We start from the raw sequence: 15,322 nt of genomic DNA on the forward strand, positions 1-15,322 counted from the left end.
GTATAAATAAAGGGAAATCTCTATTTGTTCGTTTAAAGGTCGCTCATCCAATCTAACTGCTTATTAGCTTGCGTTTTTCTTTCGATGAGATCACGTATTAAGGGGGTTAAAATTAATTCCATTGCCAATCCCATTTTACCACCTGGTACCACTAATGTACTGACCCTAGACATAAATGAACCATCAATCATTCTTAGGTAGTACTGAAAATCGACATTCTTGACTTCTCTAAAGCGAATAACTACAAAGCTTTCATCTAGGGAAGGGATGGCTTTAGCACTAAATGGGTTGGAAGTATCAACGGTAGGGACACGCTGAAAATTAATGTGCGTACGTGAGAATTGTGGCGTGATAAAAGAAATATAATCTTCCATACTTCTAACGATACTGGCTGTAACAGCTTCTCTGCTGTGACCACGTTTATTGGTATCGCGAATAATTTTTTGAATCCATTCTAAGTTAACGATTGGTACCATGCCTATTAGCAAATCAACATGCTTAGCCACATCAATTGTGTCAGTTACCACGCCACCATGAAGTCCTTCATAATAAAGTAAATCTGTGCCCTCCCCTAAATCTTCCCAAGGGGTGAAAGTACCAGGCATTTGGTTATAAGGTACAGCTTCATCAAAGGTGTGTAAATAACGTCTGGTTTTACCTTTACCATGTTCACCATAATCGCGAAATAGCCGTTCTAGAGCTTCAAAATCATTTGCCTTATCTCCGAAATAACTAATATTCTCACCAGACTCTTTAGCTTTTCTTTTCTCCATATCCATTTCTTGGCGTGAAAAGCGGTGAAAGCTATCCCCTTCAACATTAACAGAGCTAATACCTAATGTTCTAAAGATATGTTCAAACGATGATGTTGTCGTTGACGTACCGGCTCCAGATGAACCAGTGACGGCAATAATAGGGTTTCTTGATGACATACTCTGTTTCGCTAGCGAGGTAAATTACAGGATCTAAATTTATACGGTGTATTAACGCATAGGTCAAGTAAGTAAGATACCAACAGGGTATATTTGCCTATTAACGCTAGTTATTTGATATAACATGAGCAATAAAAAACCGAGCATATAGCTCGGTTTTTAAATCATGAAGATTAAGCGATTGCTTAAGCTTCAGCTGACTCTTCAACTACTTCAGGAGCATCTTCTACTACTGGGCGGTCTACTAACTCAATGTAAGCCATAGGCGCTTTATCACCAGTACGGAAACCACATTTTAAAATGCGAGTGTAACCACCTGGGCGATCTTGGTAACGTGCACCAAGTTCGCTGAATAAAATACCTACTACTTCTTTGTCTTGTGTACGAGCAAACGCTAAACGGCGGTTTGCAACACTGTCGGTTTTGGCCAATGTAATCAATGGCTCAACTACCATACGTAGTTCTTTAGCTTTAGCAACAGTCGTTTTGATAACGCCGTGCTTAACTAAAGAGCTTGCCATATTGCGGAACATCGCTTTACGATGACTGCTATTACGGTTTAACTGGCGACCGCTGTGACGATGACGCATAAGTTAATCCTTCTCTCAAACTATTAAAAAAACGATGATCGAACTAGTCGTTGTCAACGATGCTTTCAGGCGGCCAATTTTCTAAGCGCATACCTAAAGATAAACCACGAGACGCTAAAACGTCTTTGATTTCAGTTAAAGACTTCTTACCTAAATTAGGCGTTTTAAGAAGCTCAACTTCAGCACGTTGTACTAAATCACCAATATATTGAATTGCTTCTGCTTTTAGACAGTTAGCTGAACGAACAGTTAACTCTAAGTCATCAACAGGACGAAGCAAAATAGGGTCAAACAATGGTTTCTCTTCCACTTGCTCAACTTCTTTAATATCACGTAGTTCAACAAACGCATCTAGCTGTTCAGCTAAAATGGTTGAAGCACGACGGATTGCTTCTTCTGGATCTAACGTACCGTTAGTTTCCATGTCTAATACTAATTTGTCTAAATCTGTACGTTGTTCAACACGTGCAGAATCAACATCATAAGCAATTCTTACTACAGGACTGAATGAGGCATCAACCAACAAACGACCAATAGCACGATCTTCTTCCTCGGCATCACGGCGCGTAGAAGCTGGAACATAACCACGTCCCATTTCAACTTTAATACGCATGCTGATAGAGCCATCACCTGTTAAGGTGCAGATAACATGATCTGGATTAGCAATAGTTACATCGCCATCATGCTGAATATCAGCTGCCGTTACAGGGCCTTCACCAGACTTAGTTAAGGTCAGAACGGCTTCATCTTTGCCTTCTAAAATAACTGCAAGCCCTTTAAGGTTTAACAATATTTCGATGATGTCTTCTTGAACACCTTCTTTACTACTGTACTCGTGTAATACACCGTCAATTTCAACTTCAGTTACAGCACAACCTGGCATTGAAGATAAAAGGATACGGCGTAAAGCATTACCTAAAGTGTGACCAAAACCACGTTCTAATGGCTCTAAAGTTACCTTAGCACGACGAGCACTAACGGTTTCAATGCCTACTAAGCGTGGTCTAAGGAATTCGGTTACAGAACCCTGCATATATGTCCTCTCTTAAAGTGCAACTTTACTTAGAGTAAAGTTCAACAATCAACTGTTCATTAATTTCCGCAGATAAATCAGCACGATCTGGAACACGTTTGAACACGCCTTCAAGCTTCTTGTTATCTACTTCTACCCAGACAGGCTTCTCGCGTTGTTCAGCTAATTCTAAAGCAGCGATGATACGTGCTTGAGTTTTAGATTTCTCACGAACAGAAACCACATCTTCAGCTTTAACAGTGAAAGATGGAATATTAACTACAACGCCGTTTACTACGATAGCCTTATGGCTAACTAATTGACGAGCTTCAGCACGAGTGCTTGCATAGCCCATACGGTATACAACGTTATCTAAGCGTTTTTCTAAAAGTTGTAACAAGTTTTCACCTGTATTACCTTTTAAACGTGCCGCTTCTTTGTAGTAATTACTAAATTGTTTCTCAAGTACACCGTAAATACGACGAACTTTTTGTTTTTCACGAAGTTGAACACCGTAATCAGATAAACGACCGCGACGGGCGCCGTGCTGACCAGGAATTGTTTCGATTTTACATTTAGTGTCAATAGCTCTAACACCGCTTTTAAGGAACAAATCTGTACCTTCACGACGGCTAAGCTTTAACTTAGGACCTAAATATCTTGCCATTTTCTTTCTCCAACTATCCTAAAAAGAGCGATTAAACGCGACGTTTCTTAGGAGGACGACAACCATTATGAGGAATTGGTGTAACGTCTGTAATGTTGGTGATTTTAAAACCAGCAGCATTTAAGGCACGGATAGCAGATTCACGACCTGGACCTGGACCTTTAACGAACACTTCAATATTCTTCAAGCCAAACTCTTTTGCAGCAGCGCCAGCGCGATCTGCAGCTACTTGCGCAGCAAAAGGTGTAGATTTACGTGAACCACGGAAACCTGAACCACCTGCAGTCGCCCAAGATAAAGCATTACCTTGACGATCTGTAAGAGTCACGATTGTGTTGTTGAAAGAAGCATGGATATGAGCCATGCCATCAGCAACTTGTTTTTTTACGCGTTTACGCGTACGAACTGGGGTTTTAGCCATTGTCTAGTTCCTCTTACTTCTTAATTGGCTTACGAGGACCTTTACGTGTACGCGCATTTGTTTTAGTGCGTTGACCACGTAGAGGAAGACTGCGACGGTGACGAATGCCACGGAAACAACCTAAATCCATAAGACGTTTAATGTTCATTGAAACTTCACGGCGTAAATCACCTTCTACGGTGAATTTATCCACTTCTGCACGAAGCAAATCAATTTGAGCTTCGTCTAATTCACTGATCTTCGTTGATTCAGCGATACCAGTTGCCGCACAAATTGCTTTTGCACGGGTTGCACCGATACCGTAAATCGCAGTAATGGCGATTACTGCATGCTTACGATCAGGGATGTTAATGCCAGCGATACGGGCCACTAACACATCTCCTATAAAAATTTAAAATTAATTGGTTGAAAAGCCCGTTAGGATACTCAACCAGACTCTTTTTCGCAAATCGAAGCGGCATTATACAGAAATATCTGCATAATGCCACTCCTAAAAGATTTAGCTTTCGCTTAGGTTAAAATTAACCTTGACGTTGTTTGTGCTTTGGCTCTGCACAAAGAACGCGAATAACGCCCTTACGCTTTACCACTTTACAGTTACGACAAATCTTTTTTACGGATGCACGTACTTTCATTTTATACTCCGTTTACCTAGCTTTAGCCTAACGGCCGTAGCCTTTAAGGTTAGCTTTTTTAAGCACACTATCATATTGATGAGACATCATATGCGTTTGTACTTGTGCCATAAAGTCCATGATAACAACAACAATAATTAGTAGTGATGTACCACCAAAATAGAACTGTACGTCCCATGCCATCATCATAAACTCAGGAACCAAACAGACAAAGGTAATATACATCGCACCAGCTAAGGTTAAACGTGTCATTACTTTATCAATGTATTTGGATGTTTGTTCACCTGGACGAATCCCTGGAATGAACGCACCTGACTTTTTCAAGTTATCTGCTGTTTCACGCGGATTGAAAACCAATGCCGTGTAGAAGAAACAGAAAAATATAATTGCTGCCGCAAGCATCATTACATACAAAGGTTGACCTGGGGACATTGCACCAGATAGTCCTTGCAAGAAATCTGCAACGGGGCCGTCACCTTGACCAAACCAGCTCGCAATTGTGCCGGGGAACAAGATAAGACTTGAGGCAAAGATAGCTGGAATTACACCAGCCATATTCACTTTCAATGGTAAATGTGTACTTTGTGCAGCAAATACCTTACGGCCTTGCTGACGTTTAGCGTAGTTTACAACAATACGTCGTTGACCACGTTCCACAAATACAACTAAGAAAGTTACTGCAAATACCACAACGCCAATAAGCAATAATACTAATGGGTGCATTTCACCTTGACGCGCCATCTCAGCTGTTTGACCAACAGCTGAAGGCATGCCAGCAACAATACCAGCGAAGATAATGATTGAGATACCATTACCAATACCGCGTTCTGTAATTTGCTCACCTAACCACATTAAAAACATAGTACCAGTGACCAAACTTACTACCGCAGTGAAATAGAAACCAAAGCCAGCATTAATAACTAAGCCTTGCATCATATCAGGTAAACTTCTCGCAATCGCAATCGATTGAACTGTTGCTAGAACTAATGTGCCGTAGCGTGTGTATTGACTGATTTTACGTCGTCCAGCTTCACCTTCTTTTTTCAACTCTGCCATTGCTGGGTGCATAACCGTAAGCAATTGCATAATGATAGAAGCTGAGATGTACGGCATAATACCTAGAGCCAATACTGAGGCTCGCTCAAGTGCACCGCCAGAGAACATATTAAACATCTCTACAACGGTGCCCTTTTGTTGTTCAAAGAACTGAGCTAATACAGCGGCGTCAATACCAGGGATTGGTACAAATGACCCTAAACGAAGCACAACTATCGCAACGAATACGAACCATAATCTTTGTTTTAGCTCAGACAAACCGCCTGCGCCTTTATTATCCATTCCTGGTGTAGCCATTCTGTATTATTCCTCGATTTTACCACCGGCAGCTTCAATAGCTGCACGAGCACCTTTAGTTACGCCTAAGCCACGAACAGTGATCTTGCGAGTAATTTCGCCAGACAGCATGATTTTTGCTGTTTCAATGTTACGGCTGATAAGACCAGCGTCTTTAAGTGCATGGATATCTACAACATCGCCTTCAATTAGGTTTAATTCATGTAAACGAACTTCAGCGCGAACTAAAGACTTACGTGAAGTAAAACCAAACTTAGGTAAACGTTGTTTTAAAGGCATTTGACCACCTTCAAAACCAGGACGCACACTACCGCCAGAACGAGACTTCTGACCTTTGTGACCACGACCACCAGTTTTACCGATGCCAGAACCAATACCACGACCGCAGCGTTTCTTAGCTTTTTTAGATCCCGGTGCAGGGGATAAAGTATTTAAATGCATTATTAATCCTCCACCTTAACCATGTAATAAACCTTGTTAATCATACCACGTACAGAAGGAGTATCTTCTAACTCAACTGTATGGTTGATACGACGTAGACCAAGGCCTCTTAATGTAGCTCTGTGCTTTGGTAAACGACCAATAGAGCTCTTCACTTGTGTTACTTTTACTGTTTTAGACATGCTCAATTACCCCAAAATGTCTTCAACGCTTTTGCCACGTTTAGCTGCCATGCCTTCTGGCGAATGCATATTCGCTAGGGCAGAAACAGTAGCGCGAACTACGTTGATTGGGTTAGTAGAACCGTATGCTTTTGACAATACGTTCTGAACGCCTGCAACTTCAAGTACTGCACGCATCGCGCCACCGGCGATGATACCTGTACCTTCAGAAGCTGGTTGCATGTAAACTTTAGAACCAGAATGACGACCCTTGATAGGGTGTTGAAGAGTAGTACCCTTCAAGTCAACTGTTACTATGTTACGACGTGCTTTTTCCATTGCTTTTTGGATTGCAGCAGGCACTTCACGTGCTTTACCGTAACCAAAACCAACACGACCATTTCCGTCACCAACTACTGTTAATGCGGTGAAACTGAAAATGCGACCACCTTTAACCACTTTTGATACGCGGTTAACGGCGATTAGCTTTTCAGCCATATCACTTTGTTGTGAGTTTTCTTGATTATGATTAGCCATTATCAAACCCCTAGAACTGAAGACCAGCTTCGCGAGCTGCTTCTGCTAATGCTTTAACGCGACCGTGGTAACGGAAACCTGAACGATCAAATGCTACAGACTCAACGCCTTTTGCTTTTGCACGTTCAGCAATTGCTTTACCTACTGCAGCAGCAGCGGCAACATTACCTGTTTTTTCAATTGAACCACGAACTTCTTTGTCTACAGTAGACGCCGCAGCGATTACTTCAGAACCCGTAGGAGCGATTAATTGAGCGTAAATGTGACGAGGAGTACGGAATACAACTAAACGATTCGCACCCAACTCGCTGATTTTTGCACGAGCGCGTTTAGCGCGGCGCAAACGAGATGTTTTCTTATCCATAGTATTACCCTACTTCTTCTTAGCTTCTTTACGACGAACGTATTCATCAGCGTAACGTACACCTTTACCTTTATAAGGCTCTGGCTTACGGTATGCGCGAATGTTCGCAGCGGTTTGACCAACTAACTGCTTATCAGCACCTTTAAGTGTGATTTCAGTTTGGCTAGGAGTTTCAACAGTAATTCCAGCTGGAATTTCATGTTTGATTGGGTGTGAAAAACCTAAAGATAAGTCTAACGCCTTACCAGCAGCTTTTGCACGGTAACCAACACCCTGTAAAACTAATTTCTTTTCAAAACCTTTACTCACACCTTCAACCATGTTGTTGATTAAAGCGCGTGCAGTACCGGCTTGAGCCCAAGCTTGCTTACTTTCTTCAGCTACAGTTGTTACTAAGTTATTCTCTTCTTGAGATACCTTAACTAAACCGTGAACAGTGTGAGAAAGTTCACCTACTGGACCTTTAACTGTGATGTCTTGACCTGATAACGTTACGGTAACGCCAGCAGGAACAGCGACAGGTGCTTTTGCAACACGAGACATAATTTGCTCCTTACTCTACGAAACCGATGATTTCACCGCCAATACCCGCATTGCGAGCGGCGCGATCTGTCATCAAACCTTTTGAAGTAGATACGATTGCGATACCCATACCTGCAAGAACTTGTGGAAGTTCATCACAGCTTTTGTATACGCGAAGACCAGGACGTGAAACACGCTTGATCTTTTCAATTACTTCTTTACCTTCAAAATACTTCAAAGTTACAGATAACTCAGGCTTAACACCTTCAGCTACTGTGTAATCTGAAATATAACCTTCTTCTTTAAGCAAGTTAGCAATTGCAACTTTAACTTTTGAAGATGGCATTTGTACTGCAACTTTTGCTGCAGATTGACCGTTGCGGATGCGTGTAAACATGTCCGCGATAGGATCAGTCATCATAACCATTTACTCCCGTGAATTACCAACTAGCTTTCTTAAGACCTGGAACTTCACCACGCATAGTTGCTTCACGCAACTTGATTCGGCTTAAACCGAACTTACGTAAGTAACCATGTGGACGACCAGTAACGTTACAACGATTACGTTGACGGCTACTTGATGAATCACGAGGTAAACTTTGAAGTTTCAATACTGCATCCCAACGCTCTTCTTCAGAAGAGTTAACATTTGAGATGATTTCTTTTAACGCACGACGCTTTTCAGCGTACTGAGCTACTAGTTTAGTACGTTTTGCTTCACGAGCTTTCATTGACGCTTTAGCCATAACTCTACACCTTCTTCTTAAACGGGAAATTGAAGGCAGACAATAATGCGTGTCCTTCTTCGTTGTCTTTCGCGCTAGTAGTAATAGTGATATCTAATCCGCGAATTTTATCGATTTTATCGTAATCGATTTCAGGGAAGATGATTTGCTCACGAACGCCCATGCTGTAGTTACCACGACCATCGAATGACTTAGGGTTTAAGCCACGGAAGTCACGGATACGAGGAATTGAAATAGAGATTAAACGTTCTAAGAATTCCCACATACGCTCGCCGCGTAGAGTTACTTTTGTACCTATAGGATAGCCTTCACGAATTTTGAAGCCCGCAACTGATTTGCGTGCTACTGTCGTGATCGGCTTTTGACCTGAGATTGCAGTAAGATCATTTGTGGCGTGCTCTAACACTTTCTTGTCAGAAATTGCTTCACCAACACCCATATTAAGGGTGATCTTTTCAATCCGAGGGACTTGCATGACACTTTTATAACCGAACTTATTAGAAAGTTCTGCTACAACTGTATCTTTGTAAAAATCATGCAGTTTCGCCATCGTTTACTCCAATTATTAAACTAATTCGTTATCAGACTTGAAAAAACGTACTTTTTTGCCGTCTTCAAATCTAAAACCAACGCGATCAGCCTTACCCGTTTTAGGGTTAAGGATTGCTACGTTAGAAACATGCAAAGGTGCTTCTTTCTCAACAATGCCACCAGGCTGCTGTAACTGAGGTACAGGCTTAGTGTGCTTTTTGATTAAGTTAACGCCTTCTACGTATACTTTGCTGTCTTCAACAAGAACTTTAGTAACTTTACCAGTTTTGCCCTTGTCTTTACCCGCAAGTACGATTACTTCATCATCACGACGAATCTTAGATGCCATTATCGTGACTCCTTATAGTACTTCTGGTGCTAATGATACGATCTTCATAAATTTCTCATTACGAAGTTCACGTGTCACAGGCCCGAAAATACGAGTACCAATTGGCTGTAAGTTTGCATTTAACACAACAGCCGCGTTTTCATCAAAACGGATGGCAGAACCATCTGTACGACGAACACCTTTCTTAGTGCGCACCACTACCGCAGTAACAACATCACCTTTTTTTACTTTACCGCGAGGACTTGCTTCCTTCACGGCAACTTTAATGATGTCACCAATACGTGCATAGCGACGGTGCGAGCCACCAAGAACCTTTATACATTGAACACGCTTAGCGCCACTGTTATCAGCAACATTCAGCTGTGATTGCATTTGGATCATTGATTTTTGCTCCGCTAATACTTTCTTTTCTCACTTCACTCCAAAAAAAGTTAAGAAAAATCAAGAAAGTAAATTTAAATTCAAGGCCAGAAATTTGACCCGTCACTGCCTTTTCATTCTCCCATTAAGTACAGACTTTAGGCAATAAGGTCTGCTCTCAAACTTAATGGGCGCGAGATTATAACACCACTAAATCAAAAGTGGTAGTTTAATTAGCTAAAAATTAAACAGTGGTTGGGTAACACTAAATGGTTAACTGGAAGGTAACTGGACCATCATTAATGAGTTCAACTTTCATATCTGCAGCAAATTCACCTGTAGGTGCTTTAAAACCCTTTTCACGTAACTGATGAGTAAAATACTCGTATAAGTGTTCGCTTAATTCGGGATTCGCTGCCGTAGTAAAGCTAGGGCGTAAACCGCTATTAGTATCTGCGGCTAAGGTAAATTGAGAAACAACCAGTAAATCACCACCTGCTTGTTCTACATTTAAGTTCATTTTACCATTTTCATCATTGAAGACTCGATAACCAGCAACTCTTTGAGCTAAACGCTTTGCTTTTGTTTCGTTGTCTTCAGGCTCAATCGCTAACAATACTAACAAGCCCTGTGCTATTTCACCTATGACTTGTTCTTCTACAGTGACACTTGCTCGAGAAACTCGCTGTATTAACGCTATCATTGCTTTTTACTCATTTTCGAAAATCGTTATACTAACAAACCCATTCAAAGCTGATAAAGTTTTTTGATGCCTTAAATAAGATTTGCTTGGTTTAAAAAAGATGCCATGGCATCTGTAGACTGACATATAGCACTGATCTTTTCTGCTTCAAGCATGCTATGTCCTGTTTTTGGTACAATTTGTAAGCGTGCTCTTGACCACAAAGGCATAAGCTTTTCTGCACTGCTAATTCGGCAAAGAAAATCATAACGACCCTGTATTATCGTGGCGGGAATGAAGCTACATTCTTCAATATTTTCAGTTATGTAATCTTCGGGAAGGAAGCATTGTTTAGTGAAATAGTGGTTTGCAACTTGGGCAAAACATAATGCTTGGTGAGTTTGCTGTGCTGTAATAGCATGGCACTCTTCATGTGTTAGGGTTTCTAATGTTTCAATACGTCTATGCCAGCAATACCAAGCCTTACATGCCGATAAAATAGCTAATTCATTCTTGCCTGAAAAACAATTTTGATAAACATTAGTAACTATACTGCGTTCACCTTCATTTGGTACTTGTTGAACTCCTTTTAGTAATTCATCAAAATAGTCAGCAAACAGCCTGGCAAGCCCTTCTTTCCCATATCGCCAGTACAGCTCTTCTTTAGTTGCAAGAAATACCCCGTTAAGTATCAAGCCATAGACACATGCTTTATATTTAATCGTATAGAGTAAAGCTAGAGTTGCTCCCCAATTGCTACCAAATATTAGCCATTTGCTGACACCAAGGTATTGACGAACCTTTTCAAGATCAGCCAATAAAAAATCGGTGGTGTTATCAATAAGACAAGGAGCAGGTATTGAACGACCACAACCGCGTTGATCAATAACAATAATGCGATAAACTTCAGGATCAAAAAAGCGACGAGCTTCATCACAACTTCCCATTCCAGGGCCGTCATGAAGATATATCACAGCAATGCCTTCAGGATTTCCTGATTGTTCGATATATATCTGGTGAATGCTATCTACTGCTAACCACTCCCTATGATAGGGCTTGATCGGTGCATATAAAGCTCTGCTCATAAACGTTATAAAGTAACAATGACTTATACTTTACTTAGTTTAGACGCTATCGCCTATTTTGCTGTATCTAAAACAGGTAATGTACTTACTTTATATTTTTATCTATCACTTTGTTTTAATCGCCCTGAAAACTCTTGCAAGGTCACACTAAATATCGCACCGGCTAACACTATTAGCCAAGATAAATACACCCATAAGAAAAGTATTGGTACTGTAGCTAATGCACCATAAATAGCCTGATATGATGGAAAGGCGGTTAGGTACAATGCAAACATTTTTTTAGCAAACTCAAAGAGCATTCCTGCTATGAAAGCACCACCTGCAGCATATTTAAATGGCACCTCTTTATTTGGAACCGCCATGTACAAAATAATAAAGGCCAAAACTGAAGCTAAAAGTGGTAATAAACGAATAACGATATTAGTCAGGCCAAACACGTCGTAATCACCAAGCGATACCAGAGAAATAATATACGAGGTTAATGCAATGCTTGCTCCAACAAAAATTGGTCCAAGTGTTAATACCATCCAATACAATGCCAATGAAGTAATCGTTCTTCGTTTTTGCGTAACTCGCCAAATTTTATTTAACGTTTTATCAATAGCTGAAATCAACAACAACGCGACAATAAATAAAAAGAGAATTGCGACAGCCGACATTTTCGAAGCATTACTCACAAAACCTGATAGATATTGCTGAACCACATCGCCAGCTGCGGGAACAAAATTTTGGTAGACAAAAGCCTCTACAGATTGCTGTAATTCAGCAAACAAAGGAAAAGCAGTCATGACTGACAACATCACTACAAGCAACGGAACTAGTGACATTAACGACACATATGACAAGTACCCAGCAACGACGGGTAATTGCTCTTGTTTTAAACGCTGTGTGAAAAATGTCAAAAACACTACTATTTTTCGATGTCCGCTCAAAAGAGATTCCTTACTTGGAAAATGCTTTGGTAAGCTCATATTTGTTAACAAATTTAAGTTACTAGATTGTGTAAGTTTATATTATGATAACAGTTATTAATTTACTAGTTTCACTATTATTACTCATAGTGACTATGAAGAGGTTTTATTATGGCAAGTCAAGGTTCTGCGGGTAACGTTATCGCAGCATTATGTACTGTATTTTTCCCGGGGTTAGGGCAATTAGTTCAAGGAAGAATTTTTGCGGCTTTAATTTTCGCAATTGTTTGTTTTGGTGGTTATTTTCTATGGTATTTTATAATACCAGCAATAATCGCTGGTATCTTTCACTTATGGGCGATAATAGATGCTGCAACCTACAAAAACACAGGCTAACATCAACAGCTTTTGTTAGCCAAACCTTGGAGCAGCAACAAATGCTACATCATCTGTAGTTTGTGGGGGGTGCTCATCTTCAAATTGATTGATTTGAGCTAACAATGCTGACAATTGTTGGATTTGTTTAGGGTTCGCTTTACCCTGACTAAATATTTGGCTCAATTCTTGAAGTTTCTTAAGTTGTGCTGGGGACATAATGCAAATCCTTTTGTTGAGCCTAGTGCATCATTACTTCACTAGGTAAGATAAAACGTACTATCAGATAGCCTCTAACTATTAAAATAATAGATTAATTTTTTTAGTTCTGCACAGTGAAAAACGCCTTTTAGAAGTAACAAAATATTTAAAATATTACTCCTATTTTTTTATTTCAACAAAACAATAACTTAAAACCTGTTTTGTTGGTCAACTTTTTCAAACAGAAAAATATCTGACAGTAATTGCAGATATGTCTTACAAACCAAACAAACCTAAATTTAACTATTAACTCTATTAGCTAGGGCAAAAACTCAACACTTACATTTAGGAATCTAATATTTAGCGCATAAAAAAACGGTAATGAGCACATTACCGTTTTTTCATTTACCCGCAGAGTGAGAAAAGCTTACTTAGGCGCTCTGCTTTCACGCTTACGATCACTTTCTTTAAGCGACTTCTTGCGAATACGAATATTATCAGGAGTCACTTCAACTAATTCGTCATTATCAATAAACTCTAAAGCTTGTTCTAAAGTCATATCAATAGCAGGTGTTAATACTTGCGCTTCATCTGAACCTGAAGAACGAACGTTAGTTAATTGCTTACCTTTAAGTACGTTAACCGTTAAATCATTATCTCGGCTATGAATACCAACAATTTGTCCTTCGTACACTTCAACACCATGACCAATCATCATGCGACCACGAGACTGCAAGTTAAAAATAGCATTTGTTAACGCTTTACCTGTCGCGTTTGCAATCATAACACCGTTTAAGCGCTGTCCGATATCGCCGCCCTTGTGAGGCCCGTATTCATAAAAAGTATGGTAAATCAAACCAGAACCTGACGTAATGGTCATGAACTCAGTTTGGAAACCGATTAAACCACGGCTTGGCATGATAAAGTCCATACGGATACGACCAGTACCATCTGGTGCCATATCAGTTAATTCTGCTTTACGAACGCCCATTTTCTCCATGATAGTACCTTGATGTTGCTCTTCAACATCAATAGTTACTGTTTCATAAGGTTCTTGTAATACACCATCAATTTCACGTTCAATTACTTCTGGACGAGAAACAGCTAACTCAAAGCCTTCACGTCGCATATTTTCAATTAATATGCCTAAATGTAATTCACCACGACCTGATACTTTAAATTTATCTGGATCATCTAACTGCTCAACACGTAAAGCCACGTTATGAACCAATTCTTTTTCTAAGCGATCTTTGATATTACGTGACGTTACAAACTTACCTTCTTTACCACAAAATGGTGAAGTATTAACTTGGAAAGTCATGTTAATCGTTGGTTCATCAATTGATAAAGCAGGTAAGCTTTCAACTTCATTTGGACAACAAATGGTATCTGAAATTTTTAGTTCGCCTAAACCCGTAATAGCAATGATATCACCAGCATGTGCTTCTTCTACTTCGTGACGATCTAGGCCTAAGTAACCAAATACTTTACCAACTTTGCCGTTATGAATGTTACCTGCGGCACATTGTACTGTAACTTGTTGGTTAGGCTTAACACTACCACGAGTAACTCGACCTACACCGATTACACCTAAGTATGAGCTGTAATCAAGTTGAGAGATCTGCATTTGAAAAGAGCCTTCAGGATCAGCATCAGGTGCAGGCACTTCTTCAACAATGGTTTCAAATAAAGGCGTCATGTCTGAACCAGTTTCACCTTCTTCAAGTGTTGCCCAACCATTAATTGCTGAAGCATAAACCACTTTAAAGTCTAACTGTTCATCTGTAGCACCTAAGTTATCAAATAACTCAAAAACTTGGTCCATAACCCAATCAGGACGAGAACCAGGCTTATCAATTTTGTTAATAACAACAATTGGCTTTAACCCTTGAGCAAAAGCTTTTTGTGTAACGAAGCGCGTTTGCGGCATTGGGCCTTCTTGCGCATCAACAATCAATAATACACAGTCAACCATTGACATAACACGCTCAACTTCACCACCAAAATCGGCGTGACCCGGAGTATCTACAATATTAACGCGGTAGTCATTCCAGTTAATCGCTGTATTTTTAGCAAGTATGGTAATACCACGCTCTTTTTCGATATCGTTTGAATCCATAACACGTTCGTCATGATCTGAACGCTCACCCAACGTACCTGATTGCTCTAGTAGTTTATCTACTAAAGTCGTTTTACCATGGTCAACATGGGCGATGATTGCAATATTTCTTAACTTATCTAACACAGGCGTTACTCGCTGTTACTATCATGTATGTGCTACATAAGTAGCAAAATATGAATGGGACTATAATTGGGCGCGCATTATACAGGAACTTTGCTTATAAATAAATCACTAAAGGGTTTTAGCGAAGTTTAAAAAATTTAGAGGGAAGATGGTGAAGTATATTCACCATCTTTGATTGGTACGAGTTTAGCTCAAATTAGGG

24 protein-coding genes are annotated in these 15,322 nt (G+C 40.1%); 1 reads left to right on the forward strand and 23 read right to left on the reverse strand.

Annotated features, from left to right (window positions below; all coding sequences use genetic code 11):
* Positions 1 to 32 precede the first annotated feature (32 nt).
* From EPA86_RS03630 to EPA86_RS03730, 21 genes are all read right to left on the reverse strand, one after another.
* On the reverse strand, positions 33 to 932 hold the full coding sequence (locus EPA86_RS03630; protein WP_140602012.1) for a phosphoribulokinase: 900 nt from the start codon (positions 930 to 932) through the stop codon (positions 33 to 35).
* A 185-nt stretch (positions 933 to 1,117) separates the two neighbouring features.
* Entirely contained in the window at positions 1,118 to 1,522 is a 405-nt protein-coding gene (gene rplQ / locus EPA86_RS03635) for a 50S ribosomal protein L17 (RefSeq protein ID WP_118959316.1), read from the reverse strand.
* A gap of 43 nt (positions 1,523 to 1,565) precedes the next feature.
* Positions 1,566 to 2,555: a DNA-directed RNA polymerase subunit alpha gene (locus tag EPA86_RS03640; protein ID WP_118959317.1), complete on the reverse strand. Its 990-nt coding sequence runs from the start codon at positions 2,553 to 2,555 to the stop codon at positions 1,566 to 1,568.
* A gap of 25 nt (positions 2,556 to 2,580) precedes the next feature.
* Positions 2,581 to 3,201 carry a 30S ribosomal protein S4 gene (gene rpsD, locus EPA86_RS03645; protein ID WP_140602014.1) on the reverse strand — a complete coding sequence of 207 codons (621 nt, stop codon included), beginning with the start codon at positions 3,199 to 3,201 and terminating at the stop codon, positions 2,581 to 2,583.
* Positions 3,202 to 3,232: 31 nt separating this feature from the next.
* On the reverse strand, positions 3,233 to 3,622 hold the full coding sequence (gene rpsK / locus EPA86_RS03650) for a 30S ribosomal protein S11 (protein ID WP_070375058.1): 390 nt from the start codon (positions 3,620 to 3,622) through the stop codon (positions 3,233 to 3,235).
* A gap of 13 nt (positions 3,623 to 3,635) precedes the next feature.
* On the reverse strand, positions 3,636 to 3,992 hold the full coding sequence (gene rpsM / locus EPA86_RS03655; RefSeq protein WP_118959319.1) for a 30S ribosomal protein S13: 357 nt from the start codon (positions 3,990 to 3,992) through the stop codon (positions 3,636 to 3,638).
* Between the two features lie 151 nt (positions 3,993 to 4,143).
* The gene (gene rpmJ, locus EPA86_RS03660) at positions 4,144 to 4,257 is read right to left on the reverse strand and encodes a 50S ribosomal protein L36 (protein WP_118959320.1); all 114 of its coding nucleotides are present in this window, start codon (positions 4,255 to 4,257) and stop codon (positions 4,144 to 4,146) included.
* Between the two features lie 27 nt (positions 4,258 to 4,284).
* Positions 4,285 to 5,610, reverse strand: coding sequence for a preprotein translocase subunit SecY (secY, locus tag EPA86_RS03665; RefSeq protein ID WP_140602016.1), 1,326 nt, complete (start codon positions 5,608 to 5,610; stop codon positions 4,285 to 4,287).
* A 6-nt stretch (positions 5,611 to 5,616) separates the two neighbouring features.
* Positions 5,617 to 6,051, reverse strand: a complete 435-nt coding sequence (gene rplO / locus EPA86_RS03670; protein WP_140602018.1) for a 50S ribosomal protein L15 — start codon at positions 6,049 to 6,051, stop codon at positions 5,617 to 5,619.
* 2 nt (positions 6,052 to 6,053) lie between these two features.
* On the reverse strand, positions 6,054 to 6,233 hold the full coding sequence (gene rpmD / locus EPA86_RS03675) for a 50S ribosomal protein L30 (RefSeq protein ID WP_118959323.1): 180 nt from the start codon (positions 6,231 to 6,233) through the stop codon (positions 6,054 to 6,056).
* 6 nt (positions 6,234 to 6,239) lie between these two features.
* Positions 6,240 to 6,749 carry a 30S ribosomal protein S5 gene (rpsE, locus tag EPA86_RS03680; protein ID WP_130603182.1) on the reverse strand — a complete coding sequence of 170 codons (510 nt, stop codon included), beginning with the start codon at positions 6,747 to 6,749 and terminating at the stop codon, positions 6,240 to 6,242.
* 10 nt (positions 6,750 to 6,759) lie between these two features.
* Positions 6,760 to 7,113 carry a 50S ribosomal protein L18 gene (rplR, locus tag EPA86_RS03685; RefSeq protein WP_118959325.1) on the reverse strand — a complete coding sequence of 118 codons (354 nt, stop codon included), beginning with the start codon at positions 7,111 to 7,113 and terminating at the stop codon, positions 6,760 to 6,762.
* 9 nt (positions 7,114 to 7,122) lie between these two features.
* A complete protein-coding gene (gene rplF, locus EPA86_RS03690) occupies positions 7,123 to 7,656 on the reverse strand; it encodes a 50S ribosomal protein L6 (RefSeq protein ID WP_140602020.1) in 534 nt (177 codons plus the stop codon).
* Between the two features lie 10 nt (positions 7,657 to 7,666).
* Complete coding sequence (gene rpsH, locus EPA86_RS03695) at positions 7,667 to 8,056, reverse strand: 30S ribosomal protein S8 (RefSeq protein WP_425462561.1); 390 nt, start codon at positions 8,054 to 8,056, stop codon at positions 7,667 to 7,669.
* Positions 8,057 to 8,075: 19 nt separating this feature from the next.
* Complete coding sequence (gene rpsN / locus EPA86_RS03700; protein ID WP_140602024.1) at positions 8,076 to 8,381, reverse strand: 30S ribosomal protein S14; 306 nt, start codon at positions 8,379 to 8,381, stop codon at positions 8,076 to 8,078.
* 4 nt (positions 8,382 to 8,385) lie between these two features.
* On the reverse strand, positions 8,386 to 8,931 hold the full coding sequence (gene rplE, locus EPA86_RS03705) for a 50S ribosomal protein L5 (RefSeq protein ID WP_140602026.1): 546 nt from the start codon (positions 8,929 to 8,931) through the stop codon (positions 8,386 to 8,388).
* Positions 8,932 to 8,946: 15 nt separating this feature from the next.
* Complete coding sequence (gene rplX / locus EPA86_RS03710) at positions 8,947 to 9,261, reverse strand: 50S ribosomal protein L24 (RefSeq protein ID WP_118959330.1); 315 nt, start codon at positions 9,259 to 9,261, stop codon at positions 8,947 to 8,949.
* A gap of 12 nt (positions 9,262 to 9,273) precedes the next feature.
* On the reverse strand, positions 9,274 to 9,642 hold the full coding sequence (gene rplN / locus EPA86_RS03715; protein WP_140602028.1) for a 50S ribosomal protein L14: 369 nt from the start codon (positions 9,640 to 9,642) through the stop codon (positions 9,274 to 9,276).
* A gap of 244 nt (positions 9,643 to 9,886) precedes the next feature.
* Positions 9,887 to 10,324, reverse strand: coding sequence for a D-aminoacyl-tRNA deacylase (dtd, locus tag EPA86_RS03720; RefSeq protein ID WP_140602030.1), 438 nt, complete (start codon positions 10,322 to 10,324; stop codon positions 9,887 to 9,889).
* 71 nt (positions 10,325 to 10,395) lie between these two features.
* Entirely contained in the window at positions 10,396 to 11,388 is a 993-nt protein-coding gene (gene pip / locus EPA86_RS03725; protein ID WP_140602032.1) for a prolyl aminopeptidase, read from the reverse strand.
* Between the two features lie 98 nt (positions 11,389 to 11,486).
* Complete coding sequence (locus EPA86_RS03730) at positions 11,487 to 12,371, reverse strand: virulence factor BrkB family protein (RefSeq protein WP_140602034.1); 885 nt, start codon at positions 12,369 to 12,371, stop codon at positions 11,487 to 11,489.
* Positions 12,372 to 12,470: 99 nt separating this feature from the next.
* Between EPA86_RS03730 and EPA86_RS03735 the strand changes: the two genes are divergently transcribed.
* Positions 12,471 to 12,695, forward strand: a complete 225-nt coding sequence (locus EPA86_RS03735) for a hypothetical protein (RefSeq protein ID WP_140602036.1) — start codon at positions 12,471 to 12,473, stop codon at positions 12,693 to 12,695.
* Between the two features lie 15 nt (positions 12,696 to 12,710).
* Here EPA86_RS03735 and EPA86_RS03740 read toward each other — a convergent pair whose 3' ends face one another.
* A complete protein-coding gene (locus EPA86_RS03740; RefSeq protein WP_140602038.1) occupies positions 12,711 to 12,893 on the reverse strand; it encodes a hypothetical protein in 183 nt (60 codons plus the stop codon).
* A 409-nt stretch (positions 12,894 to 13,302) separates the two neighbouring features.
* A complete protein-coding gene (gene typA / locus EPA86_RS03745; RefSeq protein ID WP_140602040.1) occupies positions 13,303 to 15,120 on the reverse strand; it encodes a translational GTPase TypA in 1,818 nt (605 codons plus the stop codon).
* Positions 15,121 to 15,322 lie beyond the last annotated feature (202 nt).

Origin of the sequence: Litorilituus lipolyticus (genome assembly GCF_006439335.1) — a bacterium.
GTDB lineage: Bacteria > Pseudomonadota > Gammaproteobacteria > Enterobacterales > Alteromonadaceae > Colwellia > Colwellia lipolytica.